The organism is Vulcaniibacterium tengchongense, assembly GCF_003814555.1.
Classification (GTDB): domain Bacteria; phylum Pseudomonadota; class Gammaproteobacteria; order Xanthomonadales; family Xanthomonadaceae; genus Vulcaniibacterium; species Vulcaniibacterium tengchongense.
This window is the reverse complement of the sequence record NZ_RKQN01000003.1, coordinates 145115-165068: the sequence shown is the minus strand read 5'-3', so window position 1 is coordinate 165068 and position 19954 is coordinate 145115. Positions and strand designations below refer to the sequence as shown.

Genomic DNA, 19954 nt, shown 5'->3' with positions numbered 1-19954 from the left:
GGCGGGCGATGGCGACGCTGCGGGTCTGCTACGGCGGCACCTTCGATCCGGTCCACCTGGGCCACCTCGCCGTCGCCCGCCAGGTGCGCGACGCGCTCGCGGCGCCGGTCGCGCTGCTGCCGGCGGCGGACCCGCCGCACAAGGACGCCACCCATGCCGACGCGGAGGCGCGCGCGCGCATGCTCGAACTGGCCGTCGCCGGCGAGCGCGGGTTGAGCGTCGACCGCCGCGAGCTGCGGCGACCGGGGCCTTCCTACACCGTCGACACGCTGCGCTCGATGCGCGCCGAATTCGGCGCGCGCGCGCCGCTGGTGTGGATCGTCGGCGGCGACTCGCTGCTGCAGCTGGACCGCTGGCATCGCTGGCGCGAGCTGTTCGCGCACGCGCACATCCTCGCGGTGGCGCGGCCCGGCTCGCCGCTGGACGCCGCCACGGTCGCGGCGCGGGCGCCGCAGGTCGCGGCCGAAGCCGCGCCGCGGCGGCGCGACCCGGCGCGGCTGGGCGACGACCCGGCCGGGGGCTTCGCCGTGCTCGAATTGGCCGGGCTGCGCCCGGAGTCCTCCACCGAGCTGCGCCGGCGGATCGCCGCCGGCGAGCCCTGGCAGGACTGGGTGCCCCCCGCCGTGGCCGAGTACATCCGCCGTCACGGGCTGTATGCGCACCGGGGCGCAGCATCGGCTCCGGTATAATCGGCGTCCCGTTCCGCGAGCTTTCGTCTCTTGAGCACCGAAGCGCAAGTCATCAAGACCCGCCTGCCCAACCCGCCGCCGCCGACCGACGTGATGCTGAAGACGGTCCACGCCGCGGTCGAGGAACTCAAGGCCAGGGATGTCGTCGAGATCGACGTGCGCGGCAAGAGCAGCGTCACCGACTACCTGGTGATCGCCTCCGGCACCTCGACCCGGCACGTCAAGTCGATCGCCGACGAGGTCGTCAAGTTCGCCAAGAACCTCGACGTGATCCCGCTCGGCGTGGAAGGCGAGCGCGAGGCGGAATGGGTGCTGGTCGACCTGGGCGACGTGGTCGTGCACGTGATGCTGCCGCGGGTGCGCGAGTTCTACGCGCTGGAGCGGTTGTGGACGGTGGGCGACCAGCCGCCGGCGGCGGACGACGACATCGACAGCGAGACCGACGCCGAGCAGCGGCTCTGAGCCGCGGACGCGGGCTCGATGGCGGACGACGCCCCTGGGGCGCCGTCCGCGTTTGCCGGACACGCGAGGCGGCGCATGCCCGCCGCGCCGTCGCTCTCGCCTCCGGGCGCGTTGCGCGCTCCGAACGGGGGTTTCCGAGGGCTCTTGCCGAGGGGCACGACGCCCGGCCGCGATCGCCCTCGCCCAAGAGCGCACGTCGCGATGGCCCCTCTCCCGCCAGCGGGAGAGGGCCGGGGAGCCGCCTTACAGCGGCCCGCGCCCCCATGGCCCGGTGATCGCGAAGGTGATGCCCGGGGTCTGGATGTTGACGAACAGGGTGTGGCCGAGCGGATCCCAGCAGGCGCCGCAGAACTCGCTCTCGCGGTAGTCGCCCTCCGGGATGAGCTTGCCGGCATCGGCGATCTGGCTCGAGGTCAGGGCGACGTTGTTCTTGCAGAACCAGAACGATTCGCCCCGCCGGGTCAGGCCGATCAGGCGCGCGCCGGGGCCGTACTCGTCCGGGCTCTCGCCGCCGTCCTCGCACAGCAGCACGCCGCCGCGCGGGCTGACGGTGACGTTGTCCGGATTGTGCGCGGCGAGCTGGTGGCCGCTGACGAACAGCGCGCGCAGGCGCTGCGTGGCCAGGTCGAGCACCCACACCGCGCCGTTGCCGTAGCCCTTGCGGCCGCGCGCGTCGACGCCGGTGCTGGTGTCGACGATGAACAGCTTGCCGTGGCTGTGCCAGATGCCTTCGCCGCGGCTCATGCGCAGCGCGCCCTCGCTCCAGGCCTGGGCGAAGGGGCCGCTGAGGGTCTCGCCGGCGGTCACGTCGGGGAAGCCGGCGGGCGCGGCGATCGTGTCCAGGTCCGGGTCGGGGATGTCGATCCATTCCAGCGCGTACTCGTCGCCGATCGCGGCGACGGTCAGGTCGGCGTTGCGCCTGCCGCGCACGCGCGCGGCCTGCAGCCGGCCGCCGTTCTCGAGCGAGCCGTAGCGGCCGCGGCGGTCGTTCGGGATGAAGCGGTACAGGCCGGCCTTGTTGCGGTCGTCCTCGGTGAGGTAGACGATGCCGGTGCGCGGGTCGACCGCCACCGCCTCGTGACTGAAGCGGCCCAGGCCGACCAGCGGCCGGCCGCTGGTGCGCTCGGCCTCGGGATGCACCTCGAACACGTAGCCGTGTTTCTTGCCGGCGCTGGAGACCGCGTCGGTCTTGATTTCCTCGCAGCTCAGCCAGGTACCCCACGGGGTGGGGCCGCCGGCGCAGTTGACCAGGGTGCCGCCGAGGCTTGGCTCGATGTCGCGCCATTCGCCGTTGCGCCAGGTCAGGGTGGTGGTGCCGCCGCCGGCGCGCTGGCCGCCGCCGATGTCGCCGCGGTCGTACATGCCCGGCGCCTGGATCGGCGCGGCGCCGCCACGCTCGTGGTTGCGGATCAGCACCAGCTCGTAGCCGCGGCCGTGGCCGTGGCCATGGCCGGCGCCGTGGCGCGGGTGGCGCACGCCGACCACGGCCATGCCGTCGTGGCGGTCGGGGCAGGGCTGGCCGTCGCGCATGCGGTCGCCGGTCCAGCCGAACGAGCGGTAGCTGAAGCCGCGCGGCAACTGCAGCAGCGGCAGGCCGGTGCTCTGGTCCAGGGCGGGCGCGAGCGGTCCGTAGCGGCTCGGGACCGGCGCCAGCCGGGTCGGGTCGGACGCGGCCAGCGCCTGGCGCGAGTACAGCGCACCGAGGCTGGTCATCGCGCCGGCCGCCATCGCGGCGGCGCTGCCTTTGAGGACCTGGCGGCGGGAGGGATCGAAGGTATCCATCGGAACTCCTGCGGGGCTGGGTGGGGCGGGGGAGCCTCGACCCTAGGTCCGTCCGATGGCCGGAATGTGACGCCGCGGTGTCGCGGCGCCGGAATGTGACGGCGCTGCCGGGCTCGTGTCTTCAGCCACGCAGCGGCGGTGGGCGAATGCCGACCGGGCTCCAAGACGGGGCTGGCGCGCGCCACCGCCGCATCGGCTCGTTGTCCTCGCTCTCTTTCTTGTCCGCGTGCGCCCGTCGGCCCCGCGGCCGAAAGGATCCAACGCGCGGCGCGGCGCTCGAACGCGGCCGCGCGCCGGCCTACCATGCGGCGGATGAAAGCGAAACTGATCGCGGTCGGCGAGCGCGCGCCGCGCTGGGTGGCCGAAGGCTTCGAGGAATACCGCAAGCGCCTGTCGCACTGGCTGCCGCTGGAGCTGGCCGAGATCGAGCCCGGCCTGCGCGGCAAGGGCCGCGATGCCGCCCGCGCCGCGCAGGACGAAGGCGCCCGGGTGCTGGCGGCGTTGCCGAAGAACGCCTGGGTGGTGGCGCTGGACGGCCGCGGCCGCGCGTGGTCGTCGGAGCAATTGGCGCAGCGGCTGGAGCACTGGCGCGGGCAAGGGCGCGACTTGGCCTTCCTGATCGGCGGTCCGGAAGGGCACGCGCCGGAAGTGCGGGCGCGCGCCGACGAGGCCTGGTCGCTCGGCCCGCTGACCTTGCCGCACATGCTGGTGCGGCTGGTGGTCGCCGAGCAGCTCTACCGCGCGGCGGCGCTGCTGGCCAACCATCCCTATCACCGCGCCTGACGACGGCGCGGAGAGCGGCGCCCGCCGACGCGCCGCTGTGTCGCGCCCGGGCAAAACGCGGGCCGCCGTCCCGGAGCGGGCTTGGCTTTCAGGGCTCCTTCGCCGGGATGGCGCTCTGTTTTCCCGAATGCCTGCCACCGCGCACCGAAGCGGCGCCGCCGGGCGCGAAGCGGACGCACGCCCGCCAAAGAAAAGGCCCCGCCGCGGGGGGCGGGGCCTCGTTGCATCCGCGACGCGAACGTGCGCGGTTACTGGAACGTGTACTTCACGCCCAGGGTGTAGTAGCGGCCGACCGCGCCGCTGAAGTCCATCGGGTTGTAGTTGATCGCGCCGTAGGTGGTCGGATCCAGCGGGGCGACCCGGTCGGTCAGGTTCTGCACCGAGCCGAACAGCTCCCAGCCTTCGGCCGGGCTCCAGCGGGTGGACAGGTCGACGGTGTAGAACGAGGGGATGCGGCAGCCGCGCGGCGCCTCGTCGCCGGCGTCGTTGAACACGGCCAGGCAGCCGTCTTCCGAACCGCGGTAGGCGATGTTGTCCATGTCGCTGCGGTAGTTGCCCACCAGGCTCACGCCGAAGTCGGGATTGAGGTCCCAGGTGACGCCGAGATTGATCTTGTCCTTCGGCGTGCCGATGCAGTTGGTCACGTCGCAGTTGCCGTGGGTGCCGGCGTAGTCGAACGTGGTGTCGCCGTCGGTGCGCTCGAACGAGCTGATGTGGCTCCACTGCAGGCTGAGGGTGAGCTTGCCGGCGGCGCCCAGTTCGAACATCTGGCGCGCGTCCAGGTCCACGCCGCGGACCTCGGTGGAGGCCGAGTTGATGTAGCTGGTCAGCGCCGCCAGCAGGGTGCCGGTGCCGGGCACGGGCACGCCGTTGACGATCAGGTTGTCGTCGCTGCGCAGCACCCGGCCGGCGGCCAGGGCCGCGTCCAGGCTCTCGGCGTTGATCTCGTTCTCGCGCTTGATCCGCCAGGCGTCCAGCGTCAGCGACGTGTTGGGCGTCGGGCTGAACACCACGCCGATGGTGTAGTTCTTCGATTCCTCCGGCTTCAGGTCCGGGTTGCCGGTGTTGATCAGGCCGACGGTGGCCACGCCGCAGGTCGGCGCCGGGTTGGCGCCCGGGTAGGGGCTGCCGCCCGGGCAACGCACCGGGTCGGTCGCGTTGGTGAAGGCGGCGAACTGGCCGGCGCGCTCGGCGGCGTTCGGCGCGCGGAAGCCCTCGCCGTAGGTGCCGCGCAACGCGATCCAGTCGGCCGGCTTCCACTTCACGCCGAACTTCGGCGTCACCGCGCTTTCGCCGTCGATGTACTTGTCCACGCGCACCGCGCCGTTGAGCTCCAGCGATTCCAGCACCGGCGCGTTGAGCTCGGCGTAGCCGCTGGCCACTTCGTCGACGCCGTCGAAGCCGGAGTAGCCCAGGCCGATCACGTTGCCGACCGCGTTGTGCTCGTCCGCGAGCAGCCGGGCTTCCTGGCGGCGGTATTCCAGGCCCAGCGCCAGGCCCAGCGAGCCGCCCCGCAGGTCCATCAGCGAGCGCGAGAACGAAGCGTCGATCGAGTCGAGCTTGGTGTCGCCGCGGCTGGTCAGGGTCGGCGCGATGTAGTCGTACAGCGCTTGGCTGTTGAGGCCGGCGTTGGCGCCCAGGCGCCACCAGCCGACCGGGCTGTTGCCGCCGTCGTTGAGCACCTGGCGCACGCGGTCGAGCAGCAGGAAGCCGTTGCGGCGGTAGACCAGGTCGCTTTCCGAGTGCAGGTAGCCGGCGTCGTAGTCCCAGGCGCCGGCCACGCCCTTGACGCCGAACAGCAGGCGTACCGCCTGGTTGTCGATGTTGGAGACGCGCGGGCCCACGTCCCAGGCCGAGTAGCGGATGCGGCCGGTCTGCCCGGTGCCGCCGTTGGCGATGGTGTTGTCCGGGTGGTCGCCGCTGATGGTCATCGCGTCGGGCCCGCTGTTGGTCACCACCGCGCCGCCCGGGTAGCCCCAGGTGCCGCTGACCGCGCTGGGCGTGTTGACGAATTCGGTCTCCTTCTTCGAATAGCCCAGCTCGGCGTACAGCTCGGTCGACTCGTTCAGCACCCAGGTGCCGCGCGAGAACAGGTTCACGAACTCCTCGCTCGGCGCGATGTCGCGGAACTTGCCGACCTCCCAGAGGCAGCCGTCGCCTTCGGTGGGATTGGGCACGTTGGACAGCTGCTCGCAGCCGTTCAGGTAGTGGTAGACGCCGGCGCTGTCGCGCACCGCGCCGACCGGCGAGTTGGTCGCCACGCCGGCGTTGAGGAAGCCGGTCAGGCCGGAGGCGTGGTTGTAGCCGTAGCCCCACGGGCGCAGGTCGCCGGTGCCGATCCACTTGCGGTCGCGGCGGTCGGCCATCGCGATGTTGTCGGTCTTGCCCGCCTCCAGGGTGACGAAGGCGTTGTAGCCGTCGCTGGCCACGTCGCCGATGCCGAGCGTGATCGAGCCCTTGCGCTGCGCGCCGCCGCCGTCCTCGGAGGTGCCGTAGGAGGCCTTGGCGACGCCGCCCTGGAAGTCGCGGCGCAGGATGATGTTGACCACGCCGGCGATCGCGTCGGAACCGTAGATCGCCGAGGCGCCGTCCTTCAGCACTTCCACGCGTTCGACCGCGTCGAGCGGGATCGTGCTGAGGTCGGTGTAGATCTTCTGGCCGTCGTCGGCCAGGCCGTAGGGGGCGAGGCGGCGGCCGTTGAGCAGCACCAGGGTGCTGCCCGCGCCGAGGCCGCGCAGCGACACCGCGGCGCCGCCCGGGGAGAAGCCGGTGCCGAAGCTCTTGGGCACCGACCCTTGGCCGTCCACCGCCAGCGTCTGCAGGTATTCGGCGATCGTGTTCTTGCCGGTGCGGTCGATCTCCTGGCGGCTGATCGTCTGGATCGGCGAGGAGGTCTCGCTGTCGGTGCGGCGGATGCGCGAGCCGGTGACCTCGATCCGGTCCAGGGTGGTGGCCTGTGGGTCGGTCGCGGTTTCCTGCGCGTACGAGGCGGGGCTCGCGAGCGTGCCGAGCGCGAGCGCTTGCAGGATGGCCAGGCGGAGCGTGGCGGCGCGTAGCTTCATGTCGTTGTTTTCTCGATGGTGGCGGAGTGTGACGAACGCCTTACAGATTCGTTGTGAATCCGTCGAGAGAACATAAAGAGTGACACGAATCCAGTAAACCGCCAGATTCGGCAAAGTGCTTGCGGCCGAAAAGCGCTGGGGCCGGACGGGCCGGAGGACGCGGGCTCAGCGCCCGCGCCGGTCCGGGCGTTCGCCGCCGCCCTCGCGCGGCTCGCGGTCGGGCGGGTTGGGCGGCGGCGGCAGCTTGACGTCGTTCTTGTGCCGCGGTTCGGGTTCCGAATAGCCGGGGTTGCGGCCCGGCCGGGTGTCGGGCGCCGGGGGCGCGCTCTCGTCGCGGCGGGACATGGCTCCTCCTGTTACTTGCCCAGTTCGAACACCACGTCCAGATTGACCGACAGGGTGTTCTCGCCGGGCGAAATCGAGGTGTCGTAGGCCGCCTTCTCGGCGCGGGCCATGGCCATCATCACCGGCCGCGGCGGGGCGAAGCCGCCGCCCTCGCTGATGCTGACGATGCGGCGCACGCGCATGCCCAGGGTCCGGGCGTAGGTTTCGGCGCGCGCCTGCGCCTTCTCGACCGCGGCGCGGCGGGCCTCGTCGAAGGCGCGCTCCTTCTCCTGCTCGTCGACGTCGAAGCTGGGGCCGTTGATCTGGTTGGCGCCGGTGGCGACCAGCGCGTCGAGCAGCTTGCCCAGCTTGGCGATGTCGCGCACGGTGACGTTGACGGTGTTGGTCGCCTGGTAGCCGGTGATGGTCGGCGGCTGGTTCTCGGCGTAGCGGTATTGCGGGTTGAGGTTGACGCCGCTGGTCTGCACGTCGCGGTCGGCGATGCCGGCGGCCTTGATCGCCGCCACCACCTTATTCATCTGCTCGGCGTTCGCGCGCATCGCCGCATTGGCGTCGGCCGCCTGGGTGACCACGCCGGTGGAGATCGTCGCCAGGTTCGGCGCGCGCTTGGTTTCGGCCTGGGTCGACACCGAGAGCAAGGTGCCGTCGGTGGCGACGTAGGGCGTGGTCTGGGCGCGGGCGGGCATGGCGGACAAGGCTCCGAAGGCGAGGGCGGCCGCCGCGGCGAAGGCGAGCGGGCGCAGGGCGGGGCGGAACGACGGGACGCGTGAGGTCATGACAACTCCTTTGGTCGGGGCAAGGGTCTGGCCGTTCCAGTGAACGATCCGTGAGCCCGGTCGGGGTTATGCCCGCGCGCGCGGCGTTCGTCCAGCCGGTGCGGGTTATTCTTCCGCGATGCTCTATCTCGCCTCGAAATCGCCCCGCCGGCGCGAACTGCTGGCCCGGCTGCTGAGCCCTTCCCGACTGGAATTCGACGTGCTCGACGTCGACGTCCCGGAGCATCCCCAGCCCGGCGAGCCGGCCGAGGACTACGTGCGCCGGGTCGCGCGCGAGAAGGCCGGCGCCGGGCTGCTGCGGGCGGCGGGCCGTCCGGCCGCGCTGGTGCTGGGCTCGGACACCGAGGTGGTGCTGGACGGCGAGGTGTTCGGCAAGCCGCGCGACGACGAAGACGCCCGGGCGATGCTGCGGCGCCTGTCCGGGCGCACCCACCGGGTGATCTCGGCGGTGTCGCTGGTGTCGGCCTCGCGCGAGGAGCAGACGGTCTCGGTGTCGGAGGTGACCTTCGCCGAGCTGGCCCCGGCGCAGATCGACGCCTACGTCGCCAGCGGCGAGCCGCGCGGCCGCGCCGGGGCCTACGCGATCCAGGGGCTGGCGGAAAGCTTCACCGTGCGGCTGTCCGGGAGTTTCTCCGGGGTGATGGGCCTGCCGCTGTACGAGACCGCGCAGCTGCTGCGGCGGTTCGGGGTACTGGCATGAGCCGGCGGCGGTTCGCATCGGCGCTTCGCCCGTCGGCGCCGGGGCCCGGGGCCTCGCTCCTCCCCCTCTCCCGCAAGCGGGAGAGGGGGAGCCGGGGCGGGGCGGGCGTCGTTTTGCCGGGCGTCCGTCGCGCCGGGGCCCAGCGATGACCGAGGAAATCCTGGTCAACGTCACCCCGCGCGAGACCCGCGTCGCGGTGGTCGAGAACGGCATGCTGCAGGAGCTGCACATCGAGCGCGGCTGGCGGCGCGGGGTGGTCGGCAACATCTACAAGGGCAAGGTGCAGCGGGTCATGCCCGGCATGCAGGCGGCCTTCGTCGAGATCGGCCTGGAGCGCGCGGCGTTCCTGCACGCCGCCGACATCGTCAAGCCGGTGCAGTCGGCCGAGCGCGACGAGGGCGGCGACGACGCCGCGCCGTTGCCGCCGGCGCCGGCCCGGCCGATCGCCGAGCTGCTGCGCGAGGGCCAGGAGATCATCGTCCAGGTGGTCAAGGACCCGATCGGCAGCAAGGGCGCGCGCCTGACCACCCAGCTCAGCATCCCCTCGCGCTACCTGGTGCTGCTGCCGCGCACGCGGGTGGTCGGCGTCTCGGCGCGGATCGAGGACGAGGCCGAACGGATGCGGCTGAAGTCGATCGTCACCGCGCTGGCGCCGACCGGCAGCGCCCACGGCTACATCGTCCGCACCAACGCCGAGGGCCAGCCGGAGGAACAGCTGGCCGAGGACATCGCCTACCTCGGCCGGGTCTGGGGCCTGATCGAGGAACGCACCCGCAGCGCCCGCGTCGGCGAGTGCGTGTACGAGGACCTGAGCCTGCCGCTGCGCGCGGTGCGCGACCTGATGCGGCGCGACGTGGAGAAGGTGCGGGTCGATTCGCGCGAGACCAGCGAGCGCCTGCGCGTGTTCGCCGCGCAGTACATGCCCGGCCTGGACGAGAAGATCGAGCACTACACCGGCGCGCGGCCGATCTTCGACCTGTACGGGGTCGAGGACGAGATCCAGCGCGCGCTGGAGAAGGAAGTGCCGCTGAAGTCCGGCGGCTACCTGGTCATCGACCAGACCGAGGCGATGACCACGATCGACGTCAATACCGGCTCCTTCCTCGGCCAGCGCAACCTCGAGGAGACGGTGTACCGGACCAACCTCGAGGCCGCGCAGGCGGTGGCGCGGCAGCTGCGCCTGCGCAACCTCGGCGGCATCATCATCATCGACTTCATCGACATGCTCGACGCCGAGCACAAGCGCCAGGTGCTGCGGCAGCTGGAGAAGTCGCTGGCGCGCGACCACGCCAAGACCACGGTGTACGACTTCTCGCCGCTGGGCCTGGTCGAGATGACCCGCAAGCGCACCACCGAGAGCCTGGCGCGGCAGCTCAGCGAGCCCTGCCACGAGTGCGGCGGCCGCGGCACGCTGAAGACGCCGGAGACGGTGACCTACGAGATCTTCCGCGACATCGTCCGCCAGGTGCGCCAGTTCGACGCGCAACGCCTGCTGGTGATCGCCTCGCCGAAGGTGGTGACGCGGATCACCGACGAGGAATCGGCGGCCGTGGCCGAGCTGGAGGAGTTCATCGGCAAGTCGATCCGCTTCCAGGCGGACGAGCAGTACGCGCAGGAGCAGTTCGATGTCGTGCTGCTTTGAGCCCGCGATCCGGCGTCCGGGATCCGGGCGTCGTCGGGTCGGTCTTGCGTCCGTCGCAGCCATGAAGCCCGCGCCCGGGGCGCGACGCTGATGCCCACCCCGCTGCGCCGCCGCCTGCGCCTGCTCCGCCGCGGCATCGGCTACGCCGTGGCGATCGGCCTGGTGCTGCTCGCGCTGCTGCTGGCGGTGGCCAGCCAGGTGCTGCCGCTGGCCGAGAGCCACCCCGGGCGCATCGCCGCCTGGCTGAGCGAGCGCGCCGGCCGCGCGGTCGCGTTCGACCGGGTCGAGACCGCCTGGACCCGGCGCGGCCCGCTGCTGCGGCTGGACAACCTGCGGGTGGGCGAGGGCGCGAACACCTTCACCGTCGGCGACGCCGAGATGCTGGTCTCGCTGTACGCCGGCCTGCTGCCGGGACGGGCCTTCTCGGAACTGCGCCTGCGCGGGCTGGACCTGGCCCTGGAGCGCGCCGCCGACGGCCGCTGGCGGGTGCGCGGCCTGCCCGGCCAGGAGCAGGCCGCCCAGGGCGACCCGCTGGGCGCGCTGCAGGGGCTGGGCGAGCTGCAGGTGATCGACGGCAAGCTGGCGGTGCTGGCGCCGCAGCTCGGCGTGGACGTGCGCATCCCGAAGATCGACCTGCGCCTGCGCGTGACCGGCGACCGCGTGCGCGCCGGCCTGCGCGCCTGGCCCAGCGTCGGCGTCCCCGGCACGGCGGCGTCGCCACTGGACGCGGCGATCGACTTCGACCGCAAGCGCGGCGACGGCCGCGCCTATGCGGGCCTGCGCCGCGCCGAGCTGGCCGCATGGGCGCCGCTGCTGCAGTTCGCCGGCATCGGCGTGGAGTCCGGGCAGGGGCGCGCCGAGGCCTGGGCCGAGCTGCGCGGGCATCGCGTGGTCCGGGTCCGCGCGGCGGCGGCGCTGGAGCGCATCGGCCTGCGCGGCGCGGCGCTGGGCGCCGATCCCGCGCCGCGCCTGGCGTTCGGCCGGGTCGATGCGCTGGCGCGCTGGCAGCTGGCGCCCGGCGGCTGGCGCCTGGACGCGCCGCGCCTGCGCGTCGGCGCCGGCGCCGGCACCCAGACCCTCGACGGCCTGCGCGTGGCCGGCGGCGAGCGCTACGGCCTGCACGCGGCGCGGCTCGACGCCGGCCCGCTGCTGGCCGCCGCCGCGCTCAGCGACGCGCTGCCGGCGCGCCTGCGGCAGTGGCTGGTGCGGACCCGGCCGCAGGCCGCGCTGCGCGGCATCGCCATCGACGGCCGACGCGGCGGGCCGCTGCACGCGCGGGCGCGGGTCGACGCGCTCGGCTTCGCCGCGGTCGGCGACGCGCCGGGGCTGCAGGGCCTGGCCGGCGATTTCGAAGGCGACGCCGACGGCTTCAGCCTGCGCCTGGATCCGGCCTCGCGTTTCCGCTTCGACTGGCCGCGCGGCTTCGGCGTCGTCCACGCGGCGCGCCTGCAGGGCACGATCGGCGGCTGGCGCGAGGGCGCCGGCTGGCGCGTGGCCACGTCCGGCCTGCGCGTGCGCGGCGACGACATCGGCCTGCAACTGCGCGGCGGGTTGTGGTGGCAGGGCGACGGCAGCCGGCCATGGATCGACCTGGCGGCGAACGTCGACACCGCCGCGGTGCCGGCGGCCAAGGGGTTCTGGGTGCGCCACAGGATGCCGGCGCGGGTGGTGCAGTGGCTGGATGCCGCGCTGATCGGCGGCGAGGTGCGCGACGGCCGCGCGCTGGTCTCGGGCGACCTCGACGAATGGCCGTTCCGCGATCGCAACGGCCGCTTCGAGGCCGACGCGCGGCTGCACCAGGCGACCGTCAAGTTCCAGCCGGACTGGCCGGCGGTGGAGGGGCTCGACGCCGCCGTCTCGTTCGTCGCCGACGGCTTCCGCGTCGAAGGCAGCGGCCGCCTGGCCGGCGTCGGCATCCGTTCGATCCGCGCCGGCATCGACCGCTACAAGGACGGCGCGCTGACCGTGCAGGCCGAGGGCGGCGGCGACGCGGCGCAACTGCTGGCGCTGCTGCGGCAGAGTCCGCTGCGCAAGGAACACGGCGAAACCCTGCGCCAGCTCGACGCCAGCGGCCCCGCCCGGGTCGGCTTCGCGTTGGACCTGCCGCTGCGCCGCGGCGCGACCGCCGCGATCGAGGGCACGGTCGAGCTCGCCGACGCCAGGCTCGCCGACCCGCGCTGGCAGCTCGCCTTCGACCAGGTCCGCGGCCGCGCCCAGTATTCCCGCGACGGCTTCCGCGCCGAGGGCCTGCGCGTGCGCCACGAAGGCCAGCCCGGATCGCTGTCGCTGCGCGCGGGCGCGCCCTACGTGCGCGATCCGGCCGCGGCGTTCGAGGCCGAGCTCGACGCCGCGCTCGACGCCGATGCGCTGCTGGCGCGCGCGCCGGACCTGGCCTGGCTGAAGCCGTACCTGGACGGGCGTTCGAACTGGAACGTCGGCGTGAGCATGGCGCGCGGCGCCGGCGCGGCCAACGCCGCGGGCCTGCTGCGGCTGCGCTCGAACCTGGCCGGCACCGCGCTCGACCTGCCGGCGCCGCTGCACAAGCCGGCCGGCGAGGCGCTGCCGGCCACGGTCGAGGTCCCGCTGCCGCTGGGCAGCGGCGAGATCGCGGTCGGCCTGGGCTCGCGGATGGCGCTGCGCGCGCGCAGCGGCAACGGCCAGACCGGGGTGCGCGTCGCCCTGGGCAGCAGCCGGGTCGAGCAGCCGGCGCCGCCGCACGGGCTGGTCGCCAGCGGGCGCGCGGCGACCCTGGATGCGATCGACTGGATCGCCCTGACCCAAGGCGGCGGCCGCGGCGGCGGCCTGCCGGTGCAGCGCATCGACGTCGCCGCCGAACGGCTGCGCCTGCTCGGCGGCGAATTCGCCGACACCCGCCTGCGGGTGGTGCCGGCGCCGCAGGGCGCGCTGGCGGTGCAGGCCGAGGGCGAGGCCCTGGCCGGCGCGCTGCTGGTGCCGGCCGGGCCGGGCGCGCCGATCGCCGGCCGGTTCCAGCGCGTGCATTGGCGCGCTCCGCAGCGGGCGGCGGGCGCGGGCGCCGCGGCGCCGGCATCCGCATCGGCTTCGGCGCAGGCACCGGGACACGCGCCGGCGCCCGCCGCCGCCGACGCGGGCTTCGACCCGGCGCGGATCCCGCCGTTGACCTTCGAGATCGACGACCTGCGCGTCGCCGACGCGCGCCTCGGCGCCGCCGAGCTGCGCACCCGGCCGAGCGCGACCGGCCTGCGCATCGAGCGGTTCCGGGCGCAGGCGCCGCGGCAGACGATCGAGCTCGACGGCGACTGGAGCGGCCGTGGCGCCCAGGCCCGCACCCGGCTGGACCTGCGCGTGGACAGCGAGGATCTCGGCGCGCTGATGAACGGGCTCGGCTACGGCGGCCAGCTCGCCGGCGGCGAGGGCAGCCTGCGCTTCCAGGCCGGATGGAACGGCAGCCCGGCGGCGTTCGACCCGGGCTCGCTCGACGGCCGCTTCACCGCCGACGTCCGCAACGGCCGCCTGCTCGAGGTCGAGCCGGGCGCGGGACGGGTGCTCGGGCTGCTCAGCATCGCCCAGCTGCCGCGCCGGCTGATGCTCGACTTCCGCGATTTCTTCTCCAAGGGGTTCGCTTTCAACCGCGCCGGCGGCGAGGTCCGCTTCGAGGCCGGCCAGGCGCGCAGCGACGACCTGAGCATCGACGGCCCGGCGGCGTCGATCGCCATCCGCGGCAGCGCCGACCTGCGCGCGCAGCGCTTCGACCAGACCGTCGAGGTCCGGCCCAAGGCCGGCAACCTGCTGACGGTCGCCGGCGCGCTGGCGGGCGGCCCGGTCGGCGCGGCGATCGGCGCCGCCGCCAACGCGGTGCTGAGCAAGCCCTTGGGGCAGATCGCCGCACGCACCTACCGGGTCACCGGGCCGTGGAAGGACCCGAAGGTCGAGGTGATCGGCGGCGAACAGAGCCGCGCCGCGGCGGCGAGGCCGCCGGGCGCCGGTTGATCCGCGGCCTTCGTGGCACCATCTAGCGCTGACGCGCCTCCACGGAGGCGCAGGCGCCGACCCGCCGCAGGGTGGCCCGCCCGCCCAATCCCCGGCCGCCGTGCGGCCTTTTTCCCTCCCGCACGCGGGAGGGGCGACCCGTTTCCCCACCCCGGACCGTCCATGACCCTTCCCCTGCAAATCGCCGAATCCCGCCTGCTGTTGCCCGCCGGGCTCGACACCGGCGGCCTGGAACGCGCCTTCGGCGCGCTGCTCGGGCCCGGCGTCGACTTCGGCGACCTGTACTTCCAGCATTCGCGCCGCGAGAGCTGGACGGTCGAGGATGGCATCGTCAAGGACGGCGCGCATTCGATCGAACAGGGCGTCGGCGTGCGCGCGATCAGCGGCGAGAAGACCGGCTTCGCCTATTCCGACGAGATCGACGCGCAGGCGCTGCTGGGCGCGGCGCAATCGGCGCGGGCGATTTCCAAGGGCGCGGTCGCGCCCGGGCGCGGCGCGCGCGCCGGGCACGCGCTGGCGCGCGGCGAGGGCCGCGCGCTGTACCCGGCGCAGGATCCGATCGACGGCTACGCCAACGAAGCCAAGGTCGAGGCGCTGCGCCGCGTCGACCGCCTGCTGCGCGCCGCCGACCCGCGGGTGAAGCAGGTGATGGTCAGCCTGTCGGCCGCGGTCGACACCGTGCTGGTGGCGCGCAGCGACGGCGTGCTCGCCGCCGACGTGCGCCCGCTGGTGCGGCTGAACGTGCAGGTGATCGTCGAGCAGGGCGGCCGGCGCGAGAGCGGCTACGCCGGCGGCGGCGGCCGCTACGGCTACGCGGAACTGCTCGACGGCGACAAGCCGGAGCGGTTTGCGCGCGAGGCCCTGCGCCAGGCGCTGGTGAACCTCGAGGCGGTCGACGCGCCGGCCGGGGTGATGCCGGTGGTGCTGGGCAGCGGCTGGCCCGGGGTACTGCTGCACGAGGCGGTCGGCCACGGCCTGGAGGGCGACTTCAACCGCAAGGGCACCTCGACCTACGCCGGCCGCCTGGGCCAGCGCGTGGCCGCGCAGGGGGTGACCATCGTCGACGACGGCACCCTGCCGGGCCGCCGCGGCTCGCTCAACGTCGACGACGAGGGCACGCCGACGAACTGCACCACGCTGATCGAGGACGGCGTGCTGGTCGGCTACATGCAGGACACGCTCAACGCCCGGCTGATGGGCATGGCGCCGACCGGCAACGGCCGCCGCGAGTCGTTCGCGCACCTGCCGATGCCGCGCATGACCAACACCTACATGCTGGCCGGCCCGCACGATCCGGAGGAGATGATCCGCTCGGTGAAGCGCGGCCTGTACGCGGTCAACTTCGGCGGCGGCCAGGTCGACATCACCAGCGGCAAGTACGTGTTCTCCGCGACCGAGGCCTACCTGATCGAGGACGGCCGGATCACCGCGCCGGTCAAGGGCGCGACCCTGATCGGCAACGGCCCGGAGACCATGCAGCGGGTGAAGATGATCGGCCACGACCTCGCGCTGGACGAAGGCGTCGGCGTGTGCGGCAAGGACGGCCAGAGCGTGCCGGTCGGCGTCGGCCAGCCGTCGCTGCTGATCGACCAGCTCACGGTGGGCGGCACCCAGGCGTGAGCCGCGGCGGCAGGGATCCGATCGGGCGGAACCCGATCCGGCGGAGAGCGGGCGCGCGCCGTGGCGCGGCCCGCCGGCGCGCTCGCCCGGCTTCAGGCGAGCTCGTCTTCCGCATCGCCCTCGCCGGGTTCGGCCGCAGGCGCCGCGCCGCCGGCGATCAGCCGGTGCAGCTCGCGGTACAGCTCGCGGTAGGAACGCGGCGGCTTCTCGCGCTTGCGCTCCTCCTGCGCGTTGCGCACCAGCTGGCGCAGGCGCTGGCGGTCCGCGTCGGGGTGCTCGGCGAGCAGCCGCGCCAGCGCCTCGTCGCCGCCGTCGAGCAGGCGCTCGCGCCAGGCCTCGGCGCGGTGCATGGCCGCGACTTCGCGGCGCGCCGCCTCGCCGTGCTCGTCGAGCGCGTCGCGGATCGCGTGCAGGGTGTCGTCGTCCTCGCGCCGCATCTGCTTGGCCAGGTACGCCAGCTGGCGCTTGCGCGCGATGTGCGAGGTGATGCGCCGGCACTGGCGGATGTGCGGCAGCAGCGACTCCGGCACGGGCAGGCGCGCCAGCTGGGCCTCGCTCAGCTCCGCCAGCCGCTCGCCGAGCGCGAGCACCTCCAGCGCCTCGCGCCGTTGCCGGCTGCGGCTGGGGCCCAGGTACTCGCCGGTTTCGGGATCTTTGCCGCGCATGGTGCGTGCCTGCTGCAGGTGACGACGTTCGGTCCCGGATTTTCCCGGATCGGCGCGGATAAAGCACTTTTCCACTCACGACCGTTCCGGGCCGCGCGCGTCGCGGCCGCGGGACTCCAACCAGGGACACGCCGTTGAACCCGATCGCCCGCCAGAACCTTCCCGCCTACGCCGCCTCGCTCGGCGACAGCCAGGCCCGCCTGGACGCGCTGGCCGAACTGTCGCAGCGCCTGCTCGAGCGCTGCCGCGCCCGCGGCGCCAGCCAGGCCGAGGTGTCCTGCTCGGAGGACACCGGCCTGAACGTCAACGTGCGCATGGGCGAGGTGGAGACGGTCGAATCCACCCGCGACCGGGGCATCTCGGTGACGGTCTACTTCGGCAAGCGCAAGGGCAGCGCCAGCACCGCCGACCTGCGCGCGGAGAGCCTGGACGCCACCGTCGAGCAGGCCTGCGCGATCGCCCGCCACACCGAGGACGACCCGGCCGCCGGCCTGGCCGATCCGGAACGGATGGCCACCGAGATCCGCGAGTTCGACACCTGGCATCCGTGGGCCATCGACGCCGACCGCGCGATCGACCTGGCCCTGGCCTGCGAGCAGGCCGGGCGCGACAGCGACGCGCGCATCGGGAATTCCGACGGCGCCTCGCTCGGCACCGGCGAGAGCGTGGCGGTGTACGCCAACACCCACGGCTTCGTCGGCCGCGAGCGCAGCACCCAGCACAGCCTGGCCTGCGCCTTGATCGCCGGCCGCGGCGAGGCGATGCAACGCGACGGCTGGTACAGCTACGCGCTGGCCGCCGAGGACCTGGAAAGCGCCGCGGCGATCGGGCGCAAGGCGGCCGAGCGCGCGGTTGCGCGGCTGGCGCCGCGCCGGCTCGCCACCGGCGAGTACCCGGTGCTGTTCGCCGCCGAGATGGCGCGCTCGCTGATCGGGCACCTGCTCAACGCCGTCTCGGGCGGGGCGCTTTACCGGCGCGCCAGCTTCCTGGTCGACGCCGCCGGCACCCAGGTCTTCCCGGAATGGTTCGCGATCGAGGAGCGGCCGTTCCTGCGCCGCGGCTTCCGTTCGGCCTCGTTCGACGCCGAGGGCGTGGCCACGCGCGAGTCGGCGCTGGTCGCGGGCGGGGTGCTGCAGCGCTACGTGCTGGGCAGCTACTCGGCGCGCAAGCTCGGGCTGCAGACCACCGGCAACGCCGGCGGCGTGCACAACCTGCAGGTTGCCGCCAACGCCGGCGATTTCGAGGCGATGCTGCGCGGGATGGGCCGCGGCCTGCTGGTGACCGAGCTGATGGGGCAGGGCGTGAACGCGGTCACCGGCGACTACTCGCGCGGCGCCGCCGGCTTCTGGGTCGAGGACGGGCGCATCCAGTACCCGGTCGACGGCATCACCATCGCCGGCAACCTCAAGAACATGTTCCGCGCGATCGAGGCGGTCGGCAGCGACGTCGACGCGCGCTCGCACGTCCGCACCGGTTCGATCCTGGTCGGCAGGATGACGGTGGCCGGCGAGGACTGAGCGCGCGCCGGGCCGGGCGGACCGTGCCGCAAGGCGCCGGGACCGCCCGCACTTGACCGCGCCGGCTGCGCGCGCGGAAAGTGGCCGGGCCCATCCGGGCTTGAGGGAGCCGAGGCCATGAGCGAGAACCCCGTCGATCCGAACCAGGCCGTGCCGCCGCCCCCGCCGCCCGCGGACGCGCAGCCCGGCGGCGTGCCCGCCGACCAGCGGCAGTGGGCGATGTTCGCCCACCTGTCGGCGATCGCCGGCGCGATCCTGACCTCCGGCGTCGGCGGCTGGGGCACCTTCCTCGGGCCGCTGATCATCTGGCTGGTGAAGAAGGACACCATGCCCTTCGTCGACGAGCAGGGCAAGGAGGCGCTGAACTTCAACATCACCGTGGCGCTGGCCTGCGTGGCGCTGGTGGTGCTGGTGGTGGTGACCCTCGGCATCGGCGTACTGATCGCGATCCCGGCCTGGATCCTGATCGGCATCGCCTGGCTGGTGTTCACCATCATCGCCGCGGTCAAGGCCAACGACGGCGTGAGCTACCGCTACCCGTTCGCGTTGCGGCTGGTGAAGTAGCGCTGGCCGCTCGCGCTCCGCACCGCGAGCGGGAGCGCCGCGCCGGTCTTCGGCGCGCCAGTCCGGCTGCCGCCCGCGCGGCGCTTCCGTTGCGGCGGCGTTGCGCATGGCGCCGCATCGCAGGCCGCGCTCGCGCGCCGGGGAGGGCCGGCCGCCGCGAGCGCGATCGTCGTGCTCCATCGCCGGCCTGAGGGCCGCGGTGGGCGCCGGCAGGCGCGCTCAGCGGTCGCGTTCGATCGCCATCCGCCCGAGCGCCGCCAGCGCCGCGGCGCGCTCGCCGTAGGGCGCCAGCGCCTCGGCCATCGCCGCGGCCAGCTGGCCCAGGCGCGCGCGCGAGGCGTCCAGGCCGAGCAGGGCCGGGAAGGTGGCCTTGTCCTGCGCGACGTCCTTGCCGGCGGTCTTGCCGAGCGTGGCGCTGTCGCTTTCCACGTCGAGGATGTCGTCGCGCACCTGGAACGCCAGGCCGAGCGCCTCGGCGTAGCGGTCCAGGCGTGCCAGCTCGGCCTCGCCGGCGCCGCCGCACAGCGCGCCCATGCGCACCGCGGCGCGGATCAGCGCCCCGGTCTTGAGCGCGTGCAGGCGCTCCAGTTCGGCCGCGGCGAGCGCGCCGCCGCGGCCGGTGGCGTCGAGGTCCAGGGCCTGGCCGCCGCACATGCCGGCGACCCCGGCGGCGCGGGCGAGCGTGCCCAGCAGGGCGACGCGCACCGAATCGGCAAGCGGCGCCGCGGCCAGCGCCTCGAACGCGAGCGCCTGCAGCGCGTCGCCGGCGAGGATCGCGGTGGCCTCGTCGAAGGCGACGTGCACGGTCGGCTGGCCGCGGCGCAGCGCGTCGTCGTCCATCGCCGGCAGGTCGTCGTGGACCAGCGAATACGCGTGGACCAGCTCGACCGCCGCGGCGGGCGCGTCGAGCGCCTCGTCGGCGGCGCCGAACAGCGCGCCGGCGGCGTAGACCAGCAGCGGGCGCATGCGCTTGCCGCCGAGCAGCACCGCATGGCGCATCGCCGCGTGCAGGCGCCTCGGCGATGCGTCGGGATCGGGCAGCACGCGCGCGAGCGCGGCGTCGGCGCGCTCGCGCCAGCCGGCCAGGCGCGGCTCAGGCATCGCCGTTGGCGTTGCCCGGGAGGGGCGCGAACGGCTCGGCCGAGGCCGGCTCCTGCGGATCGCTGAGCAGGCGCACGCGCAGTTCGGCGTGCTCCAGCGCGGTCTGGCAGCGGCGGTACAGGCCCACGCCGCGTTCGTAGGCGGCGAGCGACTCTTCCAGGCTCATCTCGCCGTGCTCCATCTTCTCGACCAGCTGTTCGAGCTCGTCGAGCGAGCGTTCGAAATCGGCGACCGGGGAGGTTTCGACGGCGTCGTCGGCGGGTTTGCGCGGCATGCG

At 73.9% G+C, this 19954-nt stretch carries 16 protein-coding genes; 9 read left to right on the top strand and 7 right to left on the bottom strand.

The window, feature by feature from the left end; all coding sequences use genetic code 11:
* Positions 1-8: 8 nt before the first annotated feature.
* On the top strand, positions 9-689 hold the full coding sequence (gene nadD / locus EDC50_RS11170; protein WP_123770569.1) for a nicotinate-nucleotide adenylyltransferase: 681 nt from the start codon (positions 9-11) through the stop codon (positions 687-689).
* A 30-nt stretch (positions 690-719) separates the two neighbouring features.
* Positions 720-1151, top strand: a complete 432-nt coding sequence (rsfS, locus tag EDC50_RS11165) for a ribosome silencing factor (protein WP_123770568.1) — start codon at positions 720-722, stop codon at positions 1149-1151.
* A gap of 243 nt (positions 1152-1394) precedes the next feature.
* Here the strand turns inward: rsfS and EDC50_RS11160 are convergent, their stop codons facing one another.
* A complete protein-coding gene (locus EDC50_RS11160; RefSeq protein ID WP_123770567.1) occupies positions 1395-2933 on the bottom strand; it encodes an alkaline phosphatase PhoX in 1539 nt (512 codons plus the stop codon).
* Positions 2934-3245: 312 nt separating this feature from the next.
* Here EDC50_RS11160 and rlmH point away from each other — a divergent pair, with 312 nt between their 5' ends.
* Positions 3246-3716 (top strand): 23S rRNA (pseudouridine(1915)-N(3))-methyltransferase RlmH, encoded by a 471-nt coding sequence (gene rlmH / locus EDC50_RS11155; RefSeq protein WP_123770566.1) that lies wholly within the window; start codon positions 3246-3248, stop codon positions 3714-3716.
* A gap of 248 nt (positions 3717-3964) precedes the next feature.
* Here rlmH and EDC50_RS11150 read toward each other — a convergent pair whose 3' ends face one another.
* The 3 genes from EDC50_RS11150 to EDC50_RS11140 all read right to left on the bottom strand — a co-directional run bounded on the left by EDC50_RS11150 (position 3965) and on the right by EDC50_RS11140 (position 7899).
* Positions 3965-6778: a TonB-dependent receptor gene (locus tag EDC50_RS11150; protein WP_123770565.1), complete on the bottom strand. Its 2814-nt coding sequence runs from the start codon at positions 6776-6778 to the stop codon at positions 3965-3967.
* Between the two features lie 165 nt (positions 6779-6943).
* Complete coding sequence (locus tag EDC50_RS11145) at positions 6944-7123, bottom strand: hypothetical protein (protein ID WP_123770564.1); 180 nt, start codon at positions 7121-7123, stop codon at positions 6944-6946.
* An 11-nt stretch (positions 7124-7134) separates the two neighbouring features.
* Positions 7135-7899 (bottom strand): SIMPL domain-containing protein, encoded by a 765-nt coding sequence (locus EDC50_RS11140; RefSeq protein ID WP_425477918.1) that lies wholly within the window; start codon positions 7897-7899, stop codon positions 7135-7137.
* Between the two features lie 118 nt (positions 7900-8017).
* Here EDC50_RS11140 and EDC50_RS11135 point away from each other — a divergent pair, with 118 nt between their 5' ends.
* From EDC50_RS11135 to tldD, 4 genes are all read left to right on the top strand, one after another.
* Positions 8018-8599 (top strand): Maf family protein, encoded by a 582-nt coding sequence (locus EDC50_RS11135; RefSeq protein ID WP_123770563.1) that lies wholly within the window; start codon positions 8018-8020, stop codon positions 8597-8599.
* Positions 8600-8744: 145 nt separating this feature from the next.
* On the top strand, positions 8745-10241 hold the full coding sequence (gene rng / locus EDC50_RS11130) for a ribonuclease G (protein WP_123770562.1): 1497 nt from the start codon (positions 8745-8747) through the stop codon (positions 10239-10241).
* Positions 10242-10331: 90 nt separating this feature from the next.
* A complete protein-coding gene (locus EDC50_RS11125; RefSeq protein WP_123770561.1) occupies positions 10332-14210 on the top strand; it encodes a YhdP family protein in 3879 nt (1292 codons plus the stop codon).
* 162 nt (positions 14211-14372) lie between these two features.
* Positions 14373-15830 (top strand): metalloprotease TldD, encoded by a 1458-nt coding sequence (gene tldD / locus EDC50_RS11120; RefSeq protein WP_123770560.1) that lies wholly within the window; start codon positions 14373-14375, stop codon positions 15828-15830.
* Between the two features lie 92 nt (positions 15831-15922).
* On the opposite strand, the gene yjgA is transcribed toward tldD, so the two are convergent.
* On the bottom strand, positions 15923-16495 hold the full coding sequence (gene yjgA / locus EDC50_RS11115; protein ID WP_123770559.1) for a ribosome biogenesis factor YjgA: 573 nt from the start codon (positions 16493-16495) through the stop codon (positions 15923-15925).
* A 143-nt stretch (positions 16496-16638) separates the two neighbouring features.
* Between yjgA and pmbA the strand changes: the two genes are divergently transcribed.
* Positions 16639-18012 carry a metalloprotease PmbA gene (gene pmbA, locus EDC50_RS11110; RefSeq protein WP_123770932.1) on the top strand — a complete coding sequence of 458 codons (1374 nt, stop codon included), beginning with the start codon at positions 16639-16641 and terminating at the stop codon, positions 18010-18012.
* A gap of 117 nt (positions 18013-18129) precedes the next feature.
* Positions 18130-18576 (top strand): DUF4870 domain-containing protein, encoded by a 447-nt coding sequence (locus EDC50_RS11105; protein ID WP_277872366.1) that lies wholly within the window; start codon positions 18130-18132, stop codon positions 18574-18576.
* Positions 18577-18795: 219 nt separating this feature from the next.
* Here EDC50_RS11105 and ispA read toward each other — a convergent pair whose 3' ends face one another.
* Both ispA and EDC50_RS11095 read right to left on the bottom strand, forming a co-directional pair.
* Entirely contained in the window at positions 18796-19677 is an 882-nt protein-coding gene (ispA, locus tag EDC50_RS11100) for a (2E,6E)-farnesyl diphosphate synthase (protein WP_123770558.1), read from the bottom strand.
* Positions 19670-19951, bottom strand: a complete 282-nt coding sequence (locus tag EDC50_RS11095; RefSeq protein WP_123770557.1) for an exodeoxyribonuclease VII small subunit — start codon at positions 19949-19951, stop codon at positions 19670-19672. The genes ispA and EDC50_RS11095 overlap by 8 nt, the downstream gene beginning before the upstream one ends.
* Between the last annotated feature and the right edge of the window lie 3 nt (positions 19952-19954).